The sequence below is a fragment of the Bordetella avium genome, from assembly GCF_034424645.1.
Taxonomy (GTDB): domain Bacteria; phylum Pseudomonadota; class Gammaproteobacteria; order Burkholderiales; family Burkholderiaceae_B; genus Bordetella; species Bordetella avium.
The window spans coordinates 1,210,753-1,232,070 of sequence record NZ_CP139969.1; the positions used below are offsets into that span (position 1 = coordinate 1,210,753).

At 61.2% G+C, this 21,318-nt stretch carries 19 protein-coding genes; 17 read left to right on the plus strand and 2 right to left on the minus strand.

Annotated features, from left to right (window positions below; all coding sequences use genetic code 11):
• The first annotated feature begins 6 nt into the window (after positions 1-6).
• Positions 7-2,628, plus strand: coding sequence for an alanine--tRNA ligase (gene alaS / locus U0029_RS05715; protein ID WP_012418017.1), 2,622 nt, complete (start codon positions 7-9; stop codon positions 2,626-2,628).
• Complete coding sequence (locus tag U0029_RS05720; RefSeq protein ID WP_012418016.1) at positions 2,615-2,866, plus strand: sulfurtransferase TusA family protein; 252 nt, start codon at positions 2,615-2,617, stop codon at positions 2,864-2,866. The genes alaS and U0029_RS05720 overlap by 14 nt, the downstream gene beginning before the upstream one ends.
• Before the next feature lie 100 nt (positions 2,867-2,966).
• Here U0029_RS05720 and U0029_RS05725 read toward each other — a convergent pair whose 3' ends face one another.
• Positions 2,967-3,578: a hypothetical protein gene (locus U0029_RS05725; protein ID WP_012418015.1), complete on the minus strand. Its 612-nt coding sequence runs from the start codon at positions 3,576-3,578 to the stop codon at positions 2,967-2,969.
• Between the two features lie 338 nt (positions 3,579-3,916).
• Here U0029_RS05725 and rpsP point away from each other — a divergent pair, with 338 nt between their 5' ends.
• The 3 genes from rpsP (at position 3,917) to trmD (ending at position 5,889) form a co-directional block, all read left to right on the plus strand.
• Positions 3,917-4,177 carry a 30S ribosomal protein S16 gene (rpsP, locus tag U0029_RS05730; RefSeq protein ID WP_012418013.1) on the plus strand — a complete coding sequence of 87 codons (261 nt, stop codon included), beginning with the start codon at positions 3,917-3,919 and terminating at the stop codon, positions 4,175-4,177.
• A 327-nt stretch (positions 4,178-4,504) separates the two neighbouring features.
• Positions 4,505-5,077: a ribosome maturation factor RimM gene (gene rimM / locus U0029_RS05735; protein ID WP_012418011.1), complete on the plus strand. Its 573-nt coding sequence runs from the start codon at positions 4,505-4,507 to the stop codon at positions 5,075-5,077.
• Positions 5,077-5,889: a tRNA (guanosine(37)-N1)-methyltransferase TrmD gene (gene trmD / locus U0029_RS05740; RefSeq protein WP_012418010.1), complete on the plus strand. Its 813-nt coding sequence runs from the start codon at positions 5,077-5,079 to the stop codon at positions 5,887-5,889. The genes rimM and trmD overlap by 1 nt, the downstream gene beginning before the upstream one ends.
• Before the next feature lie 379 nt (positions 5,890-6,268).
• Here the strand turns inward: trmD and U0029_RS05745 are convergent, their stop codons facing one another.
• The gene (locus U0029_RS05745; RefSeq protein WP_114852559.1) at positions 6,269-9,154 is read right to left on the minus strand and encodes a valine--tRNA ligase; all 2,886 of its coding nucleotides are present in this window, start codon (positions 9,152-9,154) and stop codon (positions 6,269-6,271) included.
• A 315-nt stretch (positions 9,155-9,469) separates the two neighbouring features.
• On the opposite strand from U0029_RS05745, the gene ndk reads away from it, so the two are divergent.
• The 12 genes from ndk (at position 9,470) to hflK (ending at position 21,313) form a co-directional block, all read left to right on the plus strand.
• Entirely contained in the window at positions 9,470-9,895 is a 426-nt protein-coding gene (gene ndk / locus U0029_RS05750) for a nucleoside-diphosphate kinase (RefSeq protein ID WP_012418008.1), read from the plus strand.
• Between the two features lie 35 nt (positions 9,896-9,930).
• On the plus strand, positions 9,931-11,079 hold the full coding sequence (gene rlmN / locus U0029_RS05755) for a 23S rRNA (adenine(2503)-C(2))-methyltransferase RlmN (RefSeq protein ID WP_012418007.1): 1,149 nt from the start codon (positions 9,931-9,933) through the stop codon (positions 11,077-11,079).
• A complete protein-coding gene (locus U0029_RS05760; protein ID WP_012418006.1) occupies positions 11,076-11,564 on the plus strand; it encodes a helix-turn-helix domain-containing protein in 489 nt (162 codons plus the stop codon). The genes rlmN and U0029_RS05760 overlap by 4 nt, the downstream gene beginning before the upstream one ends.
• A 12-nt stretch (positions 11,565-11,576) precedes the next feature.
• Positions 11,577-12,863, plus strand: a complete 1,287-nt coding sequence (ispG, locus tag U0029_RS05765) for a flavodoxin-dependent (E)-4-hydroxy-3-methylbut-2-enyl-diphosphate synthase (RefSeq protein ID WP_012418005.1) — start codon at positions 11,577-11,579, stop codon at positions 12,861-12,863.
• Positions 12,864-12,909: 46 nt separating this feature from the next.
• Entirely contained in the window at positions 12,910-14,196 is a 1,287-nt protein-coding gene (hisS, locus tag U0029_RS05770; protein WP_012418004.1) for a histidine--tRNA ligase, read from the plus strand.
• 2 nt (positions 14,197-14,198) lie between these two features.
• A complete protein-coding gene (locus U0029_RS05775; protein WP_012418003.1) occupies positions 14,199-14,837 on the plus strand; it encodes a YfgM family protein in 639 nt (212 codons plus the stop codon).
• Positions 14,838-14,839: 2 nt separating this feature from the next.
• Entirely contained in the window at positions 14,840-16,000 is a 1,161-nt protein-coding gene (gene bamB, locus U0029_RS05780; RefSeq protein WP_012418002.1) for an outer membrane protein assembly factor BamB, read from the plus strand.
• A gap of 26 nt (positions 16,001-16,026) precedes the next feature.
• Complete coding sequence (der, locus tag U0029_RS05785; RefSeq protein WP_039051540.1) at positions 16,027-17,382, plus strand: ribosome biogenesis GTPase Der; 1,356 nt, start codon at positions 16,027-16,029, stop codon at positions 17,380-17,382.
• Positions 17,379-18,455 carry a histidinol-phosphate transaminase gene (gene hisC, locus U0029_RS05790; RefSeq protein WP_114852558.1) on the plus strand — a complete coding sequence of 359 codons (1,077 nt, stop codon included), beginning with the start codon at positions 17,379-17,381 and terminating at the stop codon, positions 18,453-18,455. The genes der and hisC overlap by 4 nt, the downstream gene beginning before the upstream one ends.
• A 160-nt stretch (positions 18,456-18,615) precedes the next feature.
• Complete coding sequence (gene hfq, locus U0029_RS05795; protein ID WP_012417999.1) at positions 18,616-18,852, plus strand: RNA chaperone Hfq; 237 nt, start codon at positions 18,616-18,618, stop codon at positions 18,850-18,852.
• Positions 18,853-18,939: 87 nt separating this feature from the next.
• On the plus strand, positions 18,940-20,046 hold the full coding sequence (hflX, locus tag U0029_RS05800) for a GTPase HflX (protein WP_012417998.1): 1,107 nt from the start codon (positions 18,940-18,942) through the stop codon (positions 20,044-20,046).
• Positions 20,012-21,313, plus strand: a complete 1,302-nt coding sequence (gene hflK, locus U0029_RS05805) for an FtsH protease activity modulator HflK (RefSeq protein ID WP_012417997.1) — start codon at positions 20,012-20,014, stop codon at positions 21,311-21,313. Before hflX ends, hflK begins: the two co-directional genes overlap by 35 nt.
• The last annotated feature ends 5 nt before the right edge of the window (positions 21,314-21,318 follow it).

A 21,318-nucleotide genomic window follows, 5' to 3' on the forward strand; every position in this document is an offset into this window, starting at 1 on the left:
TCCACGATGAAATCCTCCGAGATTCGCCAGAAGTTCCTGCAGTTCTTCCAGTCCAAGGGGCACAGCATCGTGCCGTCGTCTTCGCTGGTGCCCGGCAATGATCCGACGCTGCTCTTTACCAACTCCGGTATGGTGCAGTTCAAGGACGTCTTTACCGGCAAGGAAAAACGCCCATACACCCGAGCTACGTCCTCGCAGCGCAGCGTGCGCGCGGGCGGCAAACATAACGACCTGGAAAACGTCGGTTACACCGCTCGCCACCATACCTTCTTCGAGATGCTGGGCAACTTCAGCTTCGGAGACTACTTCAAGCAAGACGCCATCCGTTTTGCCTGGGAATTGCTGACTACGGTGTACAAGCTCCCGGTCGAGAAGCTGTGGGTGACGGTTTACCAGGAAGACGACGAGGCCTATGACATCTGGGCCAAGGAGGTCGGCGTGCCTACCGAGCGCATCATCCGCATCGGCGATAACAAGGGCGCGCGCTACGCTTCGGACAACTTCTGGCAAATGGGCGACACCGGCCCCTGCGGCCCGTGTACCGAAATTTTCTATGACCACGGCCCCGATATCTGGGGCGGTCCCCCGGGATCGCCCGAAGAAGACGGCGACCGCTATATCGAAATCTGGAACCTCGTGTTCATGCAGTTCGAGCGAGACGCCGCAGGCAATATGACGCCGCTGCCCAAGCCCTGCGTAGATACCGGCATGGGGCTGGAGCGTATTGCCGCCGTATTGCAAGGCGTGCATTCCAACTACGAAATCGATCTGTTTCAGAAGCTGATCACCGCTGCGGCCCGCGAAACCGGCGTGCAAGATCTGCATGACAACTCGCTCAAGGTCATTGCTGACCATATCCGCGCCTGCTCCTTCCTGATCGTCGATGGCGTCATTCCCAGCAATGAGGGCCGGGGTTATGTGCTGCGCCGCATCGTGCGCCGCGCCTTGCGTCATGGTTACAAATTGGGCCAGACCAAACCGTTCTTTTATCGCCTGGTGCCCGATCTGGTCGCTCAAATGGGCGAGGCCTATCCCGAGCTTGCCAATATGGCCGAGCGTGTGGGGCAGGTGCTCAAGCAAGAAGAAGAGCGTTTCGGTGAAACGCTAGAGCACGGCATGAAGATTCTCGATGTCGCGCTGGCCCAGGTGCCCAAGGGTGGGCTGCTTGACGGCAATACGCTGTTCACCCTGTATGACACCTATGGTTTCCCGGTCGACCTCACCGCCGACATCTGTCGTGAGCGCGAAGTCGAGATCGACATGGCGGGCTTTGAGGCCGCCATGGAGCGTCAGCGCGATCAGGCCCGTGCGGCCGGCAAGTTCAAGATGGCCGAAGGCCTGAACTATGAGGGCGCTCAGACCCGTTTTGAGGGCTATGAGCAGCTCGAGCTCAGCGGCGCCAAGGTAACGGCCTTGTATGTGGATGGCACCCAGACCGATCAGGTCCGGGCAGGCCAGCAGGCCGTCGTCGTGCTCGACGCCACGCCTTTCTATGCCGAGTCGGGTGGTCAGGTGGGCGACACCGGCCTGCTCGTGGCTGACGGGTTACGTTTCGCCGTGGCGGACACCCTGAAGGTTCAGGCAGGGGTGTTTGGTCACCATGGTCTGCTCGAAGAGGGCGTGCTCAAGGTGGGTGATACCCTGCTGGCCCGCGTCGATGCGGTGCGCCGCGCGCGCACGGTGCGCAACCACTCCGCCACGCACTTGATGCACAAGGCCTTGCGCGAAGTGCTGGGCGCGCATGTGCAACAGCGCGGTTCCCTGGTCGATCCCGACAAGACCCGTTTTGACTTCGCGCATGATGCCCCCATGACGGCCGAGCAGATCGCCCGCGTGGAAGCCATAGTTAACGCCGAAGTGCTCGCCAATCAGGCTGCCCAGGCCCGCGTCATGGCCTATGACGACGCTGTCAAGGGCGGGGCCATGGCTTTGTTCGGCGAGAAGTACGGCGATACGGTGCGTGTGCTCGATATCGGCTTCTCGCGTGAGCTGTGCGGCGGCACCCATGTCAGTCGCACGGGCGATATCGGCTTGTTCAAGATCGTGTCCGAGGGGGGGGTGGCGGCGGGCGTGCGCCGTGTCGAAGCGATCACCGGCGATAACGCGCTGGTTTGGGTTCAGGAGCAAAACGCGTTGCTGCAACGTGCGGCTGGCGTGCTGCGTTCCCCGGTAGCCGAGCTGCCCGAACGCATCGCCCAGGTTCAGGATCAGGTCAAAGCTCTCGAGAAAGACCTGGAGCAGGCGCGCGCCAAGTTGGCCGCCAGCGCGGGCAATGATCTGGCCGACAAATCTGCCGTTGAGATCAAGGGTGTGAAGGTGCTGGCTGCCGTCATCAATGATGTCGATCCCAAGGCGCTTCGTGGCATGGTCGACAACCTCAAGGACAAGCTTAAGCCGGCTATTGTGCTGCTTGCCGCCAGCGCTGACGGCAAGATCAGCCTGGTGGGTGGTGTCACCGCCGACCAGACCGCCAAGGTCAAGGCGGGCGATCTGGTGGGTTTCGTGGCGGCTCAGGTGGGAGGCAAGGGCGGCGGCCGTCCCGATATGGCCATGGGCGGCGGCACGGATGTGGCGGCGCTGCCTGCAGCCATTGCCAGCGTTCAGGACTGGGTCAATGAGCGTCTTTGACACCGCCGCGCCCCCCTTCGATCTGGAGGTCGATGCCAGCGGACTGAACTGTCCGCTGCCCATTCTGCGCGCCAAGAAAGCCCTCGCGCAATTGGTCAGCGGCCAGATCTTGCGCGTCATCACGACTGACGTAAAAGCCGAACGTGACTTTCAGGCTTTTGCGACGCAGTCCGGTAATGCGCTGCTGGCTCAGATCGCGCAGGCTGATCGCGTCGAGCACTATCTGCGCCGGCGTTAAGTCATCGGGCCTGGCCAATGAGAAAGCCCCCGGATTGATGAATCCGGGGGCTTTCGTTTTCTTTAGCCCGGCCCGGGCCGCCAGGGCGGGTCTTGCTGTTTTAAGGCTTGCTGCTGGCTGGTGCGATTACAGCGCCGGCCATGGTGCGGGTAAACGTAAAGTCCACCAGATCGCCTTCTTTCAGTTCGCCCAGCTTCTTGATGGCCAGAGGGTCACGCACGACGATGGTTTCCCGCTTGCCGGAGGGGCCTTGGAGGATAACCGTGTTGGTGGCGCGATTGATGTGCCAGATTTCAGCCGTGATGACGGTCTGCACGGCGGCGCCGCCGCCGGGCATCTGCCCCGGTTCTGATTGGGCCTGAGCCGTTTCCGTGCGCACTTCCGGTACCCCCGAGCCCTTGGGTCGGGTCGTGATGGCAAGTGATTCGTAATAGCGCAGGCGCAGGGTGTCGCCGATCTTGATGCGGTCGAAGTTCCGGATCTCGGGCCCCGCCTTCAAAGACAGCGTCTCGCCATTGCGTTCTTTGATGGTGACGATCCGGTTCGCAGCATCCAGGGCCGTGATGTCGCCAATGATGTTCAGCACAGCGGCGTCGATCACGCGGGCCTGCGCGGGCGCCGTCAGCAGCGGAGCGCTCATCGCTAAGGCGGCGCCGAGCAGCGCGACGGCGCGTACATGGGTGGGCAGGCCAAACAACTTGCGGACTTTCATAACCAAGATCTCCTTGCGGGATGCGGTAGAGTGCCGTTAGGGTGTATGCTTCGCCTTGCGGAGTTGGCGCTACGCGCTAGCTCTTCGTACAACTGGCCAGAGCAGTGAGGGCCGGTTCAGGTCTTGCTATCCTTCCGGTTTCCGGTGTCGGGCTCTGTGTCTGTCCCGGTGTCTGACCCCAGATTGCACCAACTCAGCATACGCTGTGCCAGTGCGCATTGGAGCCTGTCGCGGCGGCAAAACATGTTTTGTCGGTAAAAAACGGCACTATGTTTGCCAGGTCTGCGGTTTGGATGCTAGAATTTCCCGTTTTTCACATCTAATTCAAGGGATTACCTATGGTGGTGATTCGTCTGGCCCGTGGCGGCTCGAAGAAGCGTCCGTTTTACAATCTGGTGGCTACCGATTCGCGCAATCGCCGCGATGGCCGTTTCGTTGAGCGCGTGGGTTTCTACAACCCCGTGGGCAGCGAAGGCTCGGAAAACCTGCGCATTGCGCTGGACCGCGTGAAGTACTGGGTCGACAACGGCGCTCAGCTGTCGCCCGCCGTTGAGCGTCTGGTCAAGGAACACTCGGCCAAGGTTTCGGCTGCTGCCTAAGCCCTGATTGCCCGGCTTGACTGGCCTGCTGGCCAGATCAAACCTGCGCCAGACAAAGCAGGTTATCCTGTCAGGTCTGGCGTCGTCGCGTCGTAAAAGCTTGAAAGCGCCGGCCTTGCAGGTCTGAAAATATCGCCGCAGCATCCTGGGCGCTATTTTTTCGCTTGGCCCCAAAGCGCTTGTCGCGCTTTTTGCTTTTGCATTGCGGCTACGCTCGCAAGTAGACTTGGCCACGCCTTGGGCGTGGCTTTGTCTTCTGCGCAGCTTGTCAAAACGCCGCGCCTTGCCATCGGGCAGGGCGCTTGGGCGTCGAATATTGGGATCTTCATGTCTGAACGCACATTGCCCGACGACCTCGTGGAGCTGGGGCGCGTGGCGTCGGCTTACGGCGTCAAGGGCTGGATCAAGGTACAGCCTCACTCTGCCCAGGCGGATGTGTTGCGCGCTGCCAAGCAATGGTGGCTGGCGGCAACGCCCAAGAGTGCGCCGCGTGTCTATGCCGTGCAGCAATGCCGCGTTCATGGCGCGACGGCTGTGGCGCAATTGGAAGGCATCGCGGATCGCGACCAGGCTGAGGCGCTGCGTGGCGCCACCGTCTGGGTGTCGCGTGCGCTCTTTCCCGCCGCTGCCGAAGATGAGTATTACTGGATCGATCTGGTGGGTTGCGCCTTCTATTCGAGCGTCAGTGGCAGTGATGTGCGCGTAGGGGTGGTCGAAGAGGTGTTCGACAATCCGGCACACGCCATTTTGCGTGTGGTCTGCCAGGATGCCGAGGGCAAGGCTTTGCTCGACGCCAAAGGGCGGGCCCGCGAAATGCTAGTGCCTTTTGTCAGCGCGCATATTCAGGCTGTGGATATTGCGGCGCGGCGCATCGATAGCGACTGGCCGCTGGAAGATTGATGCGGATCGACGTCATCACCCTGTTTCCCGAAATGTTCGGGGTGGTGCGCGACCTCGGCGTCACGGGTCGTGCGCACGCGCAAGGGCTGTGGTCCTTGCATGCCTGGAATCCGCGTGATTTCACGACGGACGTGCATCGTACTGTGGATGATCGCCCCTATGGTGGCGGGCCGGGTATGGTCATGATGGCGGCTCCCTTAGAGGCTGCAGTTAAGGCCGCGCAGGCCGCTCGCGCCGCGCAGCATTTACCGCCTGCTCCGGTGGCGCTCCTCTCGCCAGTGGGCAGGCGCTATGATCAGGGCGCCGCGCAGCAGCTGGCTTCCAGTGATGGCCTCGTTCTGATATGCGGGCGCTACGAGGGCTTGGATCAGCGCTTCATCGATCGTTGCGTGACACTAGAAATTTCGCTGGGCGATTTCGTGCTCTCAGGTGGAGAGATCGCGGCCCTGGCCGTCATTGATGCGGCGGTCCGTCTGCTGCCAGGCGCCTTGGGTGATGGCGATTCGGCGCTGCAGGATTCTTTTAACGACACGTTGTCGGGTCTGCTCGACAGTCCGCATTACACCCGCCCCGAGGTGTACGAAGATCAGGCTGTGCCAGCCGAGCTACTCAGCGGGCATCATGCCCGTATTGCCCGTTGGCGCCGTGACCAATCTCTGCGTTTGACGCTGGCGCGCCGCCCTGAACTCATCGACCGTGCACGGACCCAAGGATGGCTGAGTTATGCCGACGAATGCGTTCTGGCTGAGCTCCAAGGTGTCGTTGCGCCGCCCGATCCGCGAAAAAAACGCCGGCGCAAGCCTGCGGCTTGAGCGCCGTTTTTCGGTGCGCAGGGCTTGTGGGCCCATGCTTTCCAAGTCGATTCGATGCGTCGCTTATCGCGACGATAGCGTCATTCCTGGCTCTCTTGCCGTGCCTGGTTGAACGGTTCTCCTGAATGTGTCGCGGGCCGTTGTCGGGCGTTTTTTCGCCTGATGACGCGCATCAGAGGTTCTTGATAATCCGTGCTGGCATGCTCACTCCCATCTGGCGCGGTGCTGCGTTCAGGCGCGCCGCTATCTTCCCGGGATGGGTAGGGCATTCGCAGGACGTGAAAGAGAGGAGGGCGTGGGGGGGCTAGGCAAGCTTACGCCTCGGCATCCGCTTAAGCGACGGCGCCCCAGGATTGCTCCAGGGGCGCTCTGTGCTTAATTAGGCTGTGCCGCCCAGCTTGCTGCGCTGGTCGCGCACCTTGTTCAAGGTTTCATTGAACTGGGCTACGCGGGCTTTTTCCTGCTCGACCACGGCGGCTGGCGCACGTTCGACAAAGCTCGGGTTGTTGAGCTTGCCGTTCGCCTTGGCGATTTCGCCTTCCAGGCGGGCGATTTCCTTGTCCAGGCGTACGCGCTCCGCTGCAACGTCCACCTCGACATGCAGCATCAGGCGTGCGTCACCCACCACCTGTACCGGCGCGCCCGCGTCGGGCAGGGTGTCCGTCACATCTACCTGGCTCAATTTCGCGAGTGCGGCAAGATAGGGCGCATTGCGGCGCAGCGTGACGTCATCGCCTTGGGCGATCAGCGGCACGCGCTGGGCGGGCGAGAGATTCATTTCGCCGCGCAGCGCGCGCACCGCCTCGACCTGGGCTTTCAGCTCGGCGACTTCGGCTTCGGCTTGCGTGTCTACGGCATCGGGGTTGGCGCGCGGATAAGGCTGCACGCTGACGCTATCTGTCTTGCCGGCATCCCGTTTGCCGGCTACCACCGACACCTTTTGCCACAGTTCTTCCGTGATAAAGGGAATGATGGGGTGGGCCAGTCGCAGCGCGACCTCCAGCACGCGGATCAGAGTGCGGCGCGTGCCAAGCTGTTGGGCGGGCGTGCCGGTCTGGATCTGGACCTTGGCCAGTTCCAGGTACCAGTCGCAATATTCATCCCATACGTAGCGGTAGAGCGCATTGGCCACGTTGTCGAAACGATAGTCGGCGAAGCCGCGCTCGACCTCGGTCTCCAGTGCCTGCAACTGGCTGACGATCCAGCGGTCGGCGAAAGAAAGCTCGCCCTGCTCGGCGCCGTGCAGCGCATGGCCTTCCGTGTTCATCAGCACAAAGCGTGTGGCGTTCCACAGCTTGTTGCAGAAATTGCGGTAGCCTTCGCAGCGCTTGAGATCGAAGTTGATGTTGCGGCCCAGCGTCGCATAGGCGGCCATCGTGAAGCGCAGCGCGTCCGTGCCGAACGCCGGGATGCCGTCCGCATATTGGCGGCGTGTGGCTTTTTCGATAGCGCCGGCCTGCTTCGGGTTCATCAGCCCGAACGTGCGCTTGGTCACCAGTTGTTCGAGGTCAATGCCGTCGATCAAATCCACCGGGTCCAGGGTGTTGCCCTTGGACTTGCTCATCTTCTGGCCGTCGGCGTCGCGGATCAGTCCGTGCACATAGACATGTTTGAACGGAATGCTGCCGGTCATGTGCATGGTGAGCATCACCATGCGGGCGACCCAGAAGAAAATAATGTCAAAGCCCGTCACCAGGACGCTGGAGGGCAGATAGCGCGCCAGGTCGGCCGTCTTTTCGGGCCATCCCAGTGTGGTGAAGGGCACCAGAGCGGAGGAGAACCAGGTGTCCAGCACGTCGGCGTCGCGGGTCAGCGGGCCGGTGACGCCGGCTGCACGAGCCTGTTCGAGCGCGTCGTCTTCGGACAGCGCCACAAAGCATTGGCCATCCTCGGCATACCAGGCGGGAATCTGGTGCCCCCACCAGAGCTGGCGCGAAATGCACCAGTCCTGGATATTGTTCAGCCACTGGTTATAGGTGGTGGTCCAGTTTTCGGGATAGAACTGGATGCGGCCATCGGCCACGGCTTCCAGCGCCACCTCGGTGATGCTCTTGCCCGGATTGAGCGTGCCTTCGGGGGCGGGCCGGCTCATGGCCACGAACCACTGATCCGTCAGCATGGGCTCTAGCACCACGCCGGTGCGGTCGCCCTTGGGCTGCATCATCTTGTGCGGTTCGATCTTGACCAAATAGCCTTTCTCTTCGAGCTCGGCAACCACGGCTTTGCGGGCTTCGTAGCGCTCCAGGCCGCGGAATTGCTCGGGGCCGTTCTCGTTGATGTGCGCATCCAGCGTGAAAATGACGATCAGCGGCAGATCGTGGCGCAGCGCGCAGGCATAGTCATTGAAATCATGCGCGCCAGTAATTTTTACGCAGCCCGTGCCAAATGCCGGGTCGACAAAGTCGTCCGCAATAATGGGGATGTTGCGGTTGCACAGCGGCAGTTCCACCTGTTTGCCGATCAGGTGCTGGTAGCGCGGATCTTCCGGGTGTACACAGAGCGCGCCATCGGCCAGCATGGTTTCCGGCCGGGTGGTGGCGATGGTCATGCCGCGCAGCGTGACCGTATTGCCATCTTTGTCGATGATGGTCTGCGGGCCGTCCACGAAGGGGTAGAGGATGTGCCACATGAAGCCGTCGGTTTCTTCCGACTGCACTTCGAGGTCCGACACGGCGGTCAGCAGTTTGGGGTCCCAGTTGACCAGGCGCTTGCCGCGGTAGATCAGGCCCTGGCGATAGAGCTGAACAAAGGTCTCTGCCACGCCGCGCGACATGCGCTCGTCCATGGTGAAGTATTCGCGCGGCCAGTCGGCCGAGGCTCCCAGGCGGCGCACCTGGTTGGTGATGGTGTTACCCGACTGCTCTTTCCATTCCCAGACTTTTTCCACGAAGCGTTCGCGGCCCAGGTCGTGGCGCGAAAGCTTCTGGGCATCCAACTGCCGTTCGACCACGATTTGCGTGGCGATGCCTGCATGATCGGTGCCCGGGATAAAGACGGTGTCGTCACCCGACATGCGGTGATAGCGGATCAGACCATCCATGATGGTCTGGTTAAAGGCGTGGCCCATGTGCAAGGTGCCCGTCACGTTCGGTGGCGGGAACTGAATGCAATAAGGTTTGGGGTCGGTCCCGGTTTCTACGTGCCGGCCAGCTTGGAAGTAACCGCGCCGATTCCATTCGTCGTACCAGCGGGATTCAATATCGGAGGGCTCGAAGCTCTTGGAGAGCTCCGGTGTATCGTTCTTGGGATCGGCAGCTTGAGTCATTACGTGATTCCGGCGGACATGGGGCCTGAAACGCAGCCAGGCAAACCGTTGATTTTAAGATGTAAAAGCTTCTTCTTGCCGTGCTAGAATGCCGGGTTACTGTAAACCTTTTAGAAGTCCCTGTTTTTATTGGAGAAATCTGACTGGTTGACAGTGCCGAATCCGGGTTTTGACGTGTTCAGGCACAAAATTGCGCCTTTTGGCTGCGCAAGTGGCCAAGCGCGAGACTTCCGTGAAGTCAGGTCATTCGCGGAGCGCCGGACTCGCCCCCCCCCCTCTCAGCATCAAACTGTCTCAGCAGACTTTGGAGTTTCCATGTCGATTCAACGTACCCTCTCGATCATCAAGCCCGACGCTGTCGCCAAGAACGTCATCGGCCAGATCGTTGCCCGTTTTGAGCAAGCCGGCCTGAAGGTCATCGCCGCCCGCCTGCAACAACTGTCGCGCGCTGACGCCGAGCGTTTCTACGCCGTTCACAAAGAGCGCCCCTTCTTCAAGGACCTGGTTGACTTCATGGTCTCGGGTCCCGTGTTCGTGCAAGTCCTGGAAGGCGAGAACGCCATTCAGGTCAACCGTGACCTGATGGGCGCCACCGATCCCAAAAAGGCCGCTCCGGGCACCATCCGCGCCGACTTCGCCGACAGCATCGACGCCAATGCCGTGCACGGTTCCGACGCTCCGGAAACCGCCGCCGTGGAAGTGGCTTTCTTCTTCCCCGAAATCAACATCCACAGCCGTTGATTCTCAACCGCTGTTTTTCTGTCAGTCTGTAGGTCATGGATACCGTCGAACCGATCAACCTGCTGGGCCTGGATGCCAAGGCATTGACCGACCTGGTCGGCCAATGGGGCGGCAAGCCGTTTCGTGCCCGTCAATTGCAGCGCTGGGTGCACCAGCGCAGCGTGGATTCGTTCGACGCCATGACCGACCTTGCGCGCGATTTCCGCGCGCAACTGTCAGAGCGCGCCATCATCGAGGCGCTGCCGGTCAATATCGAGCAGCGGTCCTCGGATGGCACGCGCAAATGGCTGTTTGACGTTGGCCAGGGCAATGCCATCGAAACCGTTTTCATCCCCGAGGATGACCGCGGCACCCTGTGTATTTCCAGCCAGGCCGGCTGTGTCGTCAATTGCCGTTTCTGTTCTACCGGGCATCAGGGTTTCAACCGTAATCTGCGCACCAGCGAGATCATCGGTCAGCTCTGGTGGGCCAAGCGCGTGCTTGAGGCCGACATCGGCAGCGCACGCCTGGCGAATGCCGGCGCAGAAGACACCCGCGTCATCAGCAATGTCGTCATGATGGGTATGGGCGAGCCCTTGCTCAATTATGACCAGGTGCTGCCGGCTTTACGGCTGATGCTGGACGACAACGGCTACGGCCTGTCGCGCCGTCGTGTTACCGTCTCCACCTCGGGCGTGGTGCCCATGATGGATCGCTTGGCGCAGGATTGCCCTGTGGCCCTGGCGGTCTCGCTCCATGCGCCCAACGACGCCTTGCGTGACGACCTGGTGCCGCTCAACAAGAAATACCCCTTGAAAGAGCTGCTGGCCGCCTGCGAGCGATATCTCGCTCATGCGCCGCGCGATTTCATCACCTTTGAATACTGCATGCTGGATGGCATCAACGATACCGACCAGCACGCCAAGGAACTGATTCAGCTGGCCCGTCAGGTGCGCTGCAAACTGAATCTCATTCCTTTCAATCCTTTCCCAGCCTCCGGGCTGAAGCGTTCGGCGGCACCGAGAGTCAAGGTGTTTGCTCAGCGTCTGATGGACGCGGGCATCATCACCACGGTGCGCAAGACGCGTGGCGACGATATCGATGCCGCCTGTGGCCAGTTGGCTGGCGAAGTCAAGGATCGTACCCGCATCACCGAACGTAACGCCGCCTCTCGCTCCATCCCAATCAGACAGGTGCACGCATGACGCAGGATCTCGCTTCGGCCGCTACATCCACTCAGGCAACGCTCGCACAGAGCGGCAGTGTGGGGGAGGCCTTGCGAGGTTTGCGTCAGGCCAAGGGCTGGTCTTTGCAGGAAGTCTCCAGCCGCATCAAGTTTTCTCCGCGGCAGATCGAGGCTCTGGAGCAAGAACAATGGGACGAGCTGCCCTCGGGGGTCTCCCTGCGTGGCCTGATCCGCAACTACGCCCGCCTGCTTGGCGCGGATGGTGCGGCTATCGTGGCCTCGCTGGATGGCGAGGCGCGGGCGCCGGCGTCGGCCAAGCTGGGCGCAAGCCGTTCCCTGCATGGAGGAGGTCTGCCCGTCGACGAAGAGCGTTCGTCGAGTTCCTGGGGGTGGATTCTCGTCATCATCGCACTGCTGGTCGTGGGTGTCGCTTATGCCTTTTGGCAGGGCTGGTTGCCGCAGCAGTGGCTACCCACTCAGTGGTTTTCCAAGTTGAGCCAGTAATACCGGACCAACATGCAAGAATTGTCCAAGCCTTGCCAGGACGCGCCGCCGCCGCCGGCCGCGCCTTTGTCCCGCCGTTCGACCCGGGCCGTGCAGGTCAAATGGGGTGAACGGGTTGTCACCGTAGGCGGTGGTCATCCGGTCGTGGTGCAGTCCATGACCAACACCGACACCGCCGATGCCATCGCGACCGCCATCCAGGTCAAAGAACTGGTGCAATCGGGTTCCGAGATTGTCCGTATCACGGTTAATACGCCCGAAGCCGCGCGTGAAGTTATTGCCATACGTGAGCAGCTCGACCGGATGAATGTGTCGGTGCCGCTGGTAGGCGATTTTCATTACAACGGCCACAAGCTGCTTACCCAGTTCCCGGACTGCGCCCAGGCCCTGTCCAAGTACCGCATTAATCCGGGCAATATGGGCGGTGGCAAACGGCGCGACGATAATTTTGCCCAGATGATCGAGGTGGCTTGCCGCTACGACAAACCCGTGCGTATCGGTGTCAACTGGGGCAGTCTCGACCATGAACTGATGGCGCGCAAAATGGATGAGAACAGCCGGCGCGCGCAGCCCTGGGAGGCTCAGGCTGTGATGCGCGATGCGCTGGTGGTGTCCGCCATCAGTAATGCGCAGCGCGCCGAAGAGCTCGGCCTGCGCGGCGATGCCATCATCCTGTCGTGTAAGGTCAGCCATGTGCAAGACTTGATCGCCGTATACCGCGATCTGTCGTCGCGTTGCGATTATCCGCTGCACCTTGGGCTGACCGAAGCCGGCATGGGTAGCAAAGGCATTGTCGCTTCCACGGCTGCCCTGGCCGTGCTGCTTCAGGAAGGCATAGGCGACACGATCCGGATTTCCCTGACTCCTGAGCCGGGCGGCGATCGCGGCCGCGAGTCCATCGTGGCGCAGGAAATCCTGCAAACGATGGGCCTGCGCGCCTTCACGCCTATGGTGGTGGCCTGCCCCGGCTGCGGCCGTACCAGCAGCACCTTCTTTCAGGAGCTGGCTGACAGCATCCAGACCTATCTGCGTCGCCAGATGCCGGTCTGGCGCAGCCGTTACCCTGGGGTCGAAAGCATGAACGTGGCCGTCATGGGCTGTGTGGTCAACGGTCCGGGCGAAAGCCGTCATGCCGACATCGGCATCAGCCTGCCCGGCACCGGTGAAGTGCCCGCCGCCCCCGTATTTATCGATGGCGAGCGTACGGTCACGCTCAAAGGCGATCATATCGCCGAAGAGTTCCAGGCCATTGTCGAAGATTACGTTGCGCGCCGTTATGGCGCCGATGTTTCCCACTAAGTACAAGGACAGGCCGGCGGGGCAGCATGCCGCCGGCACGACGAATATGACGCAAGCTTTCCAGAAAGTCTCCGCCATTCGCGGCATGAACGATGTCTTGCCCGGTCCCAGCGCTCAATGGGAGCGTTTCGAAGAGATCGTGCGCGCCTGGCTTCAGGGCTATGGCTATCGCAATGTGCGCACCCCCATTCTTGAGCAGACGCGTCTGTTTACGCGCGGCATCGGCGAAGTCACCGACATCGTCGAAAAAGAGATGTACACCTTCACCGATGCGCTCAATGGCGAGTCGTTGACCATGCGCCCAGAAATGACCGCGGGTGTCGTGCGTGCCGCCATTGAGCACAATATGCTCTATGAGCGCCCCCACCGCGTGTACTCTATCGGTCCGGTATTCCGCCACGAACGCCCGCAGCGAGGCCGCTATCGTCAGTTCCACCAGATCGACGTCGAAGCGCTGGGTTTTGCCGGCCCCGATATCGACGCCGAACTCATCGTCATGCTGGGCCGTCTCTGGAATACGCTGGGTCTGGCCGACATCCGGCTGGAGCTCAACTCGCTGGGGCAGCCCGCCGAGCGCGCGGCGCATCGCGCCGCCCTGATCGAATATCTGGAAAAGCACGTCGATATCCTCGACGAGGATGGGAAGCGCCGTCTCTACACCAATCCGCTGCGAGTTCTCGATACCAAGAATCCCGCGCTGCAGGAGATGGCCAATGCTGCGCCGCGTCTCTTTGACTTCCTGGGCGAAGCATCGCGCGCTCACTTTGATGGGGTGTGTCAGCGTCTCGATGACGCCGGGATAGGCTACAGTCTTAACCCCCGTCTGGTGCGCGGCTTGGACTATTACAACCTGACCGTGTTTGAGTGGGTGACGGATCGTTTGGGTTCGCAAGGCACGGTTTGCGGCGGTGGCCGTTACGACGGTCTGATTGAGCTGCTGGGTGGCAAGCCTGCACCCGCCGTCGGCTTTGCCATCGGTGTCGAGCGCCTGCTTGACCTCTGGGAACAAAGCGCCGGGCAGCAGACGCCGCCCGAGTGCGAGGTCTATGTGGTGCATCAAGGCGAAGGCGCGCAGCGCCTGGCTGCCCGGGTGGGCGAAGATCTGCGCGACGCGGGTCTTTCGGTCATCGTGCACGCTGGGGCCGCCAGCTTTAAATCTCAGTTCAAGCGCGCCGATGCCAGCGGTGCCCGTGTTGCGGTTATTCTTGGCGACGATGAAGTGGCCACTAAGACCGCAAGCGTCAAATATCTGCGTGCCGATGCTGCCGGCGAAGGCGCGCAGGACAAAGTAGCGTTGGCGACGCTGGCCAGCGTGTTGAAATCCAAGGGTTAAGCATGGCATACGATCTCGAAGAACAGGAAAAACTCGACGCAATCAAGGCCTGGTGGGCACGCTACGGCACGTTGCTCCTCGTCTTGGTAACCGTGGTGGTCGTAGCCTGGGGCGGCTGGAGCGGCTGGAAGGGATATCAGGCCTACCGCGCCAATCAGGCGATGGGGTATTTCGAAGCCCTCGAAGATGCGGCTCGTCTGGGCGGCCCGGATTCGGCCGCGCGGATCAAGGCGGCTGCCGCAACCCTGCGTGAAGACTATCCCCATACGGGCTATGCCGGGCGCGGCATCTTGATTGCCGCTCAGGCACTGCTAGAGCAGAAAGATATTGACGGCGCCCGCCAGCAGCTCGAATGGCTGGCCGCTCAATCCAAGCAGCCCGCTTTGCAGCCGGTTGCCCGTTTGCGTCTGGCGGGTCTGTTGCTGGATCAAAAACACTATGACGCCGCGTTGGCGCAACTGGATAATCCTCCGGCTCCTTTCGCTGCGTTGTTTGCTGACCGCCGTGGCGATATCCTTGCCGCGCAGGGCAAGCGCGACGAAGCGCGCGCAGCCTGGCAACAAGCGATTGATGGCCTGGGTACCGGTAATCCGCTGACTCAGGTTGTGCAACTGAAACTCGATGCTTTGACCGGAGCCTGATCTTGATGCGCATCTCTATTTCTGGCCGTGCCTGGCGCGGCGCCGCAGTGGTTTGCGGCTTGCTTGCCCTTTCGGGCTGCTCATTGTTTTCCAGCTCCGACACACGCTATGATCCGGCTCCGCTGACCGAGTACGCCGCAGGTATGTCGGTGCGCTCTGTGTGGTCGCAGTCGATCGGTAGCGGCTCCGGTCTGGGTTTTGCGCCTACCGTAGTCGGTGAGGCGGTCTATGCCGCCACGCCGGACGGCTCGGTCGCCAAAGTCGATCTGCCCAGTGGCCGCCTCATCTGGAAAGCCTCGGCGGAAACCAAACTTTCCGCCGGCGCCGGTAGCGACGGCAGCACGACCGCAGTGGCCTCGCCGACCGGCCAGATCATTGCCTTCGATGAAAGCGGCAAAATCAAGTGGCGCGCTCAGGCCAGTAGCGACGTCGCCATCCCGCCGGTGGTAGGTTATGGCGTGGTCGTCGTGCGTAGCGGCGATTATCGTATTCAGGCCTTCGATGTCAACAGCGGCGAGCGGCTCTGGAGCTTGCAACGGCCTGGTCCGGCGCTGGCGCTGCGCAGCGTTGCGCAAATGATCATGGCCGAAGGTCTGGTCATTACCGGCTTGCCGGGTGGCAAGCTCCTGGCCATCAACGCCGCCTCGGGTAACGTCCAGTGGGAAGGCACGGTCGCCACGCCTAAGGGCGCCAGCGATCTGGAGCGCCTGACCGACGTCGTGGGGCAGCCCCGTGTCGCAGGCCCGCTGCTGTGTGCCGTGGCTTATCAGGGCCGCATCGTCTGCTTCGATGTGACCCAGGGCGGCCGTCCTGTTTGGGCCAAAGATTTTTCCAGCTCCACCGGCCTGAGCATCGATCAGCGTTTCGCTTTCGCTTCCGACCAATACAGCGTGGTCCATGCATTTGATCTGGCCAATGGTGCCAATGTCTGGAAGCAATCGGCCCTGAAAAATCGCGCACTGACGGCGCCTGCCTTCCTGGGCGAGGCGCTGGCCGTCGGCGATCTCGATGGTTATGTGCACTTCCTCTCGCGCGGCGATGGCCATCTGTTGGCTCGCCTGTCCGTCGGCGGCGGGGCCATTGTTTCGCCGCCGCAAACGACCTCGCAAGGTGTCCTGGTCCAGACCGGCAACGGCAATCTGGTCCTTATCGGCACTAACTAGAACCTCTTAGAACAAAGCCTTACACCGTGTCCTTCAAGCCTGTTGTTGCCCTGGTGGGCCGTCCCAATGTGGGCAAGTCCACCCTCTTTAACCGTCTGACGCGCTCCCGCGCTGCGCTGGTCGCCGACTATTCCGGCCTGACCCGTGACCGACATTACGGTGAGGGCAGGGTGGGCGACATCCCGTTCATCGTGATCGACACGGGCGGCTTCGAGCCGGTGGCCAAGGATGGCATCCTGGCCGAGATGGCGCGCCAGACCCGTCAGGCCATTGCCGAAGCCGATGTCGTGGTGTTTCTCGTGGATGCCCGCGCCGGTATCAACGCCCATGATCACGAAATCGCCCGCCTGTTGCGCAAGTCCGGGCAGCAGCGCGTGCTGCTGGCGGTCAACAAGGCCGAGGGCATGAACGAAGGCAAGGCCACGAGCGATTTCTTCGAGCTCGGGCTGGGCGAGCCGCATCCGATTTCCGCCGCGCATGGTGACGGCGTGGTCGATTTGATCGAAAGCGCCTTGGCCGACCTCGTACCTCCGGCGGACGAAATCGCGGATGCCGAAGAGGGCGAGGTGCAGCACCGCATCAAGCTCGCCATCGTCGGCCGGCCGAATGTCGGCAAGTCCACGCTGATCAACACGCTCATGGGTGAGGAGCGCGTTATCGCCTTTGATATGCCGGGCACGACCCGCGATGCGATTGAAATCGAATTCGAGCGCGACGGGCGCCAATACACCTTGATTGACACCGCAGGCCTGCGTAAGCGCGGCAAGGTGTTCGAGGCCGTCGAGAAGTTCTCGGTCATCAAGACATTGCAGGCCATCGAGGCCAGCAATGTGGTCCTCCTGATGCTGGATGCGCAATCCGAAATCTCCGAACAAGATGCCCACATCGCAGGCTTTGTGCTGGAAACCGGACGCGCCGTGGTTGTGGCCATCAACAAATGGGATGGCCTGGATGATGATCAGCGCGAGCGTATCGAGCGTGAGTTTCAGCGTAAGCTGCGTTTCCTGACTTTCGCGCGCATGCACACGATTTCCGCCCTCAAGGGGCAGGGCATCCGGCCTTTGCTGAAGTCCGTCAACGCGGCCCATGCGGCGGCCTTTGCCAAACTCTCTACGCCCAAGCTCACGCGTGAACTGCAGGCGGCTGTTGAGCAGCAGCAGCCTCCGCGCAAAGGGATTTTCCGGCCCAAGATGCGTTACGCGCATCAGGGGGGGCAAAATCCGCCGCTCATCATTGTGCATGGCAGCGCGCTTGACGCGATACCGGACTCTTATCGCCGTTATCTCGAAACGCGTTTCCGCAATGCCTTTGATCTGGCCGGCACGCCGCTGCGCATCGAGTTCAAGTCATCGCACAATCCTTACGTGCAGGACAAGGAATGAGTCAATACTGGAGTCCCGTGCTTGCTTCGCTGAGCCCTTATGTGCCTGGCGAGCAGCCTAAGCTGCAAAACCTGGTCAAGCTCAATACCAACGAGAATCCTTATCCCCCCTCGCTCAAAGCGCTGGAAGCGATCCGCGCGGCGACGAATGACACGCTCAAACTCTATCCGGACCCGTCTTCCGAAGCGTTGTGTCAGGCCGTGGCCAATGCCCTGAACGTGCGGGCCGAGCAGGTTTTTGTCGGTAATGGTTCCGATGAAGTGTTGGCGCATGTTTTTCAGGCCTTTTTCAAGCACGAAGGCCGGCCCCTCTTGTTTCCGGATATCAGCTACAGCTTTTATCCGGTGTATTGCGGGCTCTACCAGATCGAGCATCAGGCCGTCGCGTTGGATGCCTCTTTCGGTGTGGTGGTCGATGATTATCTGCCCCGTCCAGACCGTCAGGCCGGTGGGGTGATTCTTCCCAATCCCAACGCGCCTACTGGCCGTGCTTTGCCTTTGGCCGACATTGACCGTCTGGCTGCGGGCAACCCGCAGTGCGTGGTGGTCATCGACGAGGCTTATGTCGATTTCGGCGCCGAGTCTGCTGTCGTTCTGCTGGATCGTCACCCCAATCTGCTCGTGGTGCAGACCCTGTCCAAGTCGCGCTCGCTGGCCGGTTTGCGCGTGGGTTTCGCCATGGGTCATCCTGCGCTCATCGAGGGTTTGAACCGGGTCAAAGACAGTTTCAATTCCTATCCCATCGATCGGCTCGCCAGTGTTGGCGCTATTGCCGCACTCCAGGACGCGCCCCACTTCGAACGTACCCGCCAGGCCGTGATGGCCACGCGGGAACGTTTGGTGGGCTCCCTGGTCGAACTGGGGTTCGAGGTATTGCCTTCCGCGGCCAATTTTGTGTTTACAAGGCATCCGGAGTGCAGCGGTGCGGAACTGGCGGCCAAGCTGCGTGAGCGCAGCATCATCGTCCGGCATTTCAATCGTCCGCGTATCGACCGATTTTTACGCATTACGGTGGGTACTGACACCGAGTGCGGCAGCTTGATCGCGGCACTGAAGGTAATACTCGGCAAGTGATTGTCCAGCCGGTGAAGCTTAGCCTTGGACACCTGGCTGGTGCAGTGAAATTTCTCGTGGCAATTCCACGCCGGACCAAGTAGCACGGCCAGGGAAAACCCTGTAGAGTACATCTTTCGGCGTTTGTCACCACTCAAAACAAACAAATGGAGCCTGGCCAATGAGCAATAAAGGGCAAACTTTGCAAGATCCGTTTCTGAACACCCTGCGCAAGGAACATGTGCCGGTGTCGATCTATCTGGTAAACGGCATCAAGCTTCAAGGGCAGATCGAGTCTTTCGACCAGTACGTCGTGCTTCTGCGCAATACGGTTACCCAGATGGTCTACAAGCACGCCATCTCGACAGTCGTGCCGGCACGCGCCGTCAGCTTTCAGGTGGAAGTCCCCGCTGAATAATTGTCTGGCTCCAGCAGTACCTTTTGTTGCCCGCCGCGCGTTTTGCGCCGGCGGGCATTTTCGCTGTAGCTCCAAAATGGTGCACCTATGCGCGCGTTGATCATCAGCGTCGATCTCGGAGATCCGGATCATCAGGCTCATGCCGAAGAGTTCGTCATGCTGGCCGAAGGGGCGGGCGCCGAAATCGTCGCAACCTTGAATGCTCGCCGTGACCGCCCTGACGCGAAGTTTTTCATCGGATCGGGCAAGGTCGAAGAGGGGGTAGCCCTTGCCGGCGCCTCGCTGGCCGATATTGTGCTTTTCGATCAGCCCCTGTCGCCTGCTCAGCAGCGCAATCTCGAACGCGAATTCAATTTGCGTGTGGTGGATCGTGTCGCACTGATTCTCGATATTTTCGCGTTGCGTGCAAAAAGTCACGAAGGCAAGTTGCAGGTCGAATTGGCGCAGTTGCAGCATCTGTCCACGCGCCTGACACGCCTCTGGAGCCATCTGGAGCGCCAGCGCGGCGGTATCGGCATGCGCGGCCCGGGTGAATCGCAGCTCGAAATGGACCGCCGCATGATAGGTGCCAAAGTCAAGATGCTGCGCGAACGCCTGGAGCGCGTCGAACGCCAGCGCGTCACGCAGCGCCGGGCCCGCGCGCGCGGAGGCGCTTTGTCGGTGTCCCTGGTCGGGTATACCAACGCCGGCAAATCTACGCTGTTCAATGCGCTGACGCGGGCCGGGGCCTATGCCGCCGACCAGTTATTCGCCACGTTGGACACCACCACGCGGCGCTTCTGGATCGAAGGTGCCGGGTCGGTTGTGTTATCCGATACGGTGGGGTTTATTCGCGAATTACCCCCCAATCTGATCGCCGCTTTCCGGGCTACCCTCGAAGAAACCGTGCATGCGGATTTATTGCTGCATGTGGTTGATGCGGCAAGTCCGCAACGCGAAGAGCAGATTTTCGAGGTCAACAAGGTGTTGGCCGAAATCGGCGCTGCGGACATCCCTACCATTCTGGTGTACAACAAGATCGATCGCGCTGGATTAGAGCCCAGGGTGGAGCGAGATGCCCATGGTACGATTGCGCGAGTGTTTGTAAGCGCTACCGAGCGCGCCGGTCTGGATGCGTTGCGCGGGGCAATTGCAGAGATCGGTCAGATTGTGGGAAACAATGCCTCGAATCACCAGAATCTTCAACCTGAATGACCCCGGCTGGGGTCGTGGAAACAATAACGGCTCCGAGCCGCCCAAGCGGCCGCAAGGCAATGGAGACGGTCCACCAGACCTCGACGAGGTCTGGCGCGACTTCAACAATCGTCTGGGCGCTCTATTCGGACGCAAAGGCGGCGGGGGCGGAAATCGACCCAACGCGCCGCGCGGCAATTTCACGCCGCCATCTCCTAAAAGCGCCCGTATCGGGCTGGGCGTTGTCGTCCTGGTCGCAGTGGGTGTGTGGTTGGCCAGCGGCTTCTACATCGTGCAGGAAGGCCAGGTCGCTGTCGTCACCCAGTTCGGCAAATACAAGAGCACAGCGCAGGCTGGCTTTCAGTGGCGTCTGCCCTATCCCATCCAGAGCCAGGAACTGGTAAACATCTCCCAGTTGCGCACTTTCGAGGTGGGCTTTCGTGGCGGCGCGCGCAACAAGGTGCTGCCTGAGGCTTTGATGCTCACCACGGACGAGAACATCGTCGATATGCAGTTCGTGGTGCAGTACCGCCTGCGCGCCGATGGGGCGCCGGACTACCTGTTCAAGATGCGCGATCCCGATGAGTCCGTGCGCCAGGCGGCAGAGACCGCCATGCGCGAAATCGTCGGCAGAAAACCTATGGACTTCGTGCTTTACGAGGGCCGTACTGAAGTCGCCAGCGAAGTGCAGGCGCTCATGCAGCAGATTCTTGACCGCTATAGCGCCGGCATCCAGATCAGCACCGTGGCGATCCAGAACGTGCAACCGCCCGAGCAGGTGCAGGCGGCCTTCGATGATGCTGTCAAGGCAGGCCAGGATCGGGAGCGTCAGATCAACGAAGGCCAGGCCTATGCCAATCAGGTGGTGCCGCTTGCCGGTGGCCAGGCTTCGCGCATGCTCGAGCAGGCAGAGGGTTACAAGGCCAAGGTGGTGGGCGACGCGCAAGGTAACACCGCGCGCTTCTCTGCCATCCTGACCGAGTACGAGAAGTCACCACAGGTCATGCGTAACCGCATGTACCTGGAAACCATGCAGCAGATTTTCTCGCACGCGAGCAAGGTCATGGTCGATGCCGGCAAGTCCAACAATATGTTGTACCTGCCGCTGGACAAGATCATGCAGCAGGCTGTTCAGGATGCCGGGCGCAATACGCAGCCCGCTTCTCTGGGCGCACAGGGCAGCGCGCAGCCGGCGGTGCCGGCCGCGCCAGCCCGTCCCGCGCCTGTTTCATCCGGTAGTAGCAACGTGAATATCAACACGCTGCCCCGCGACCGTCTGTCGCGCTAACCCGG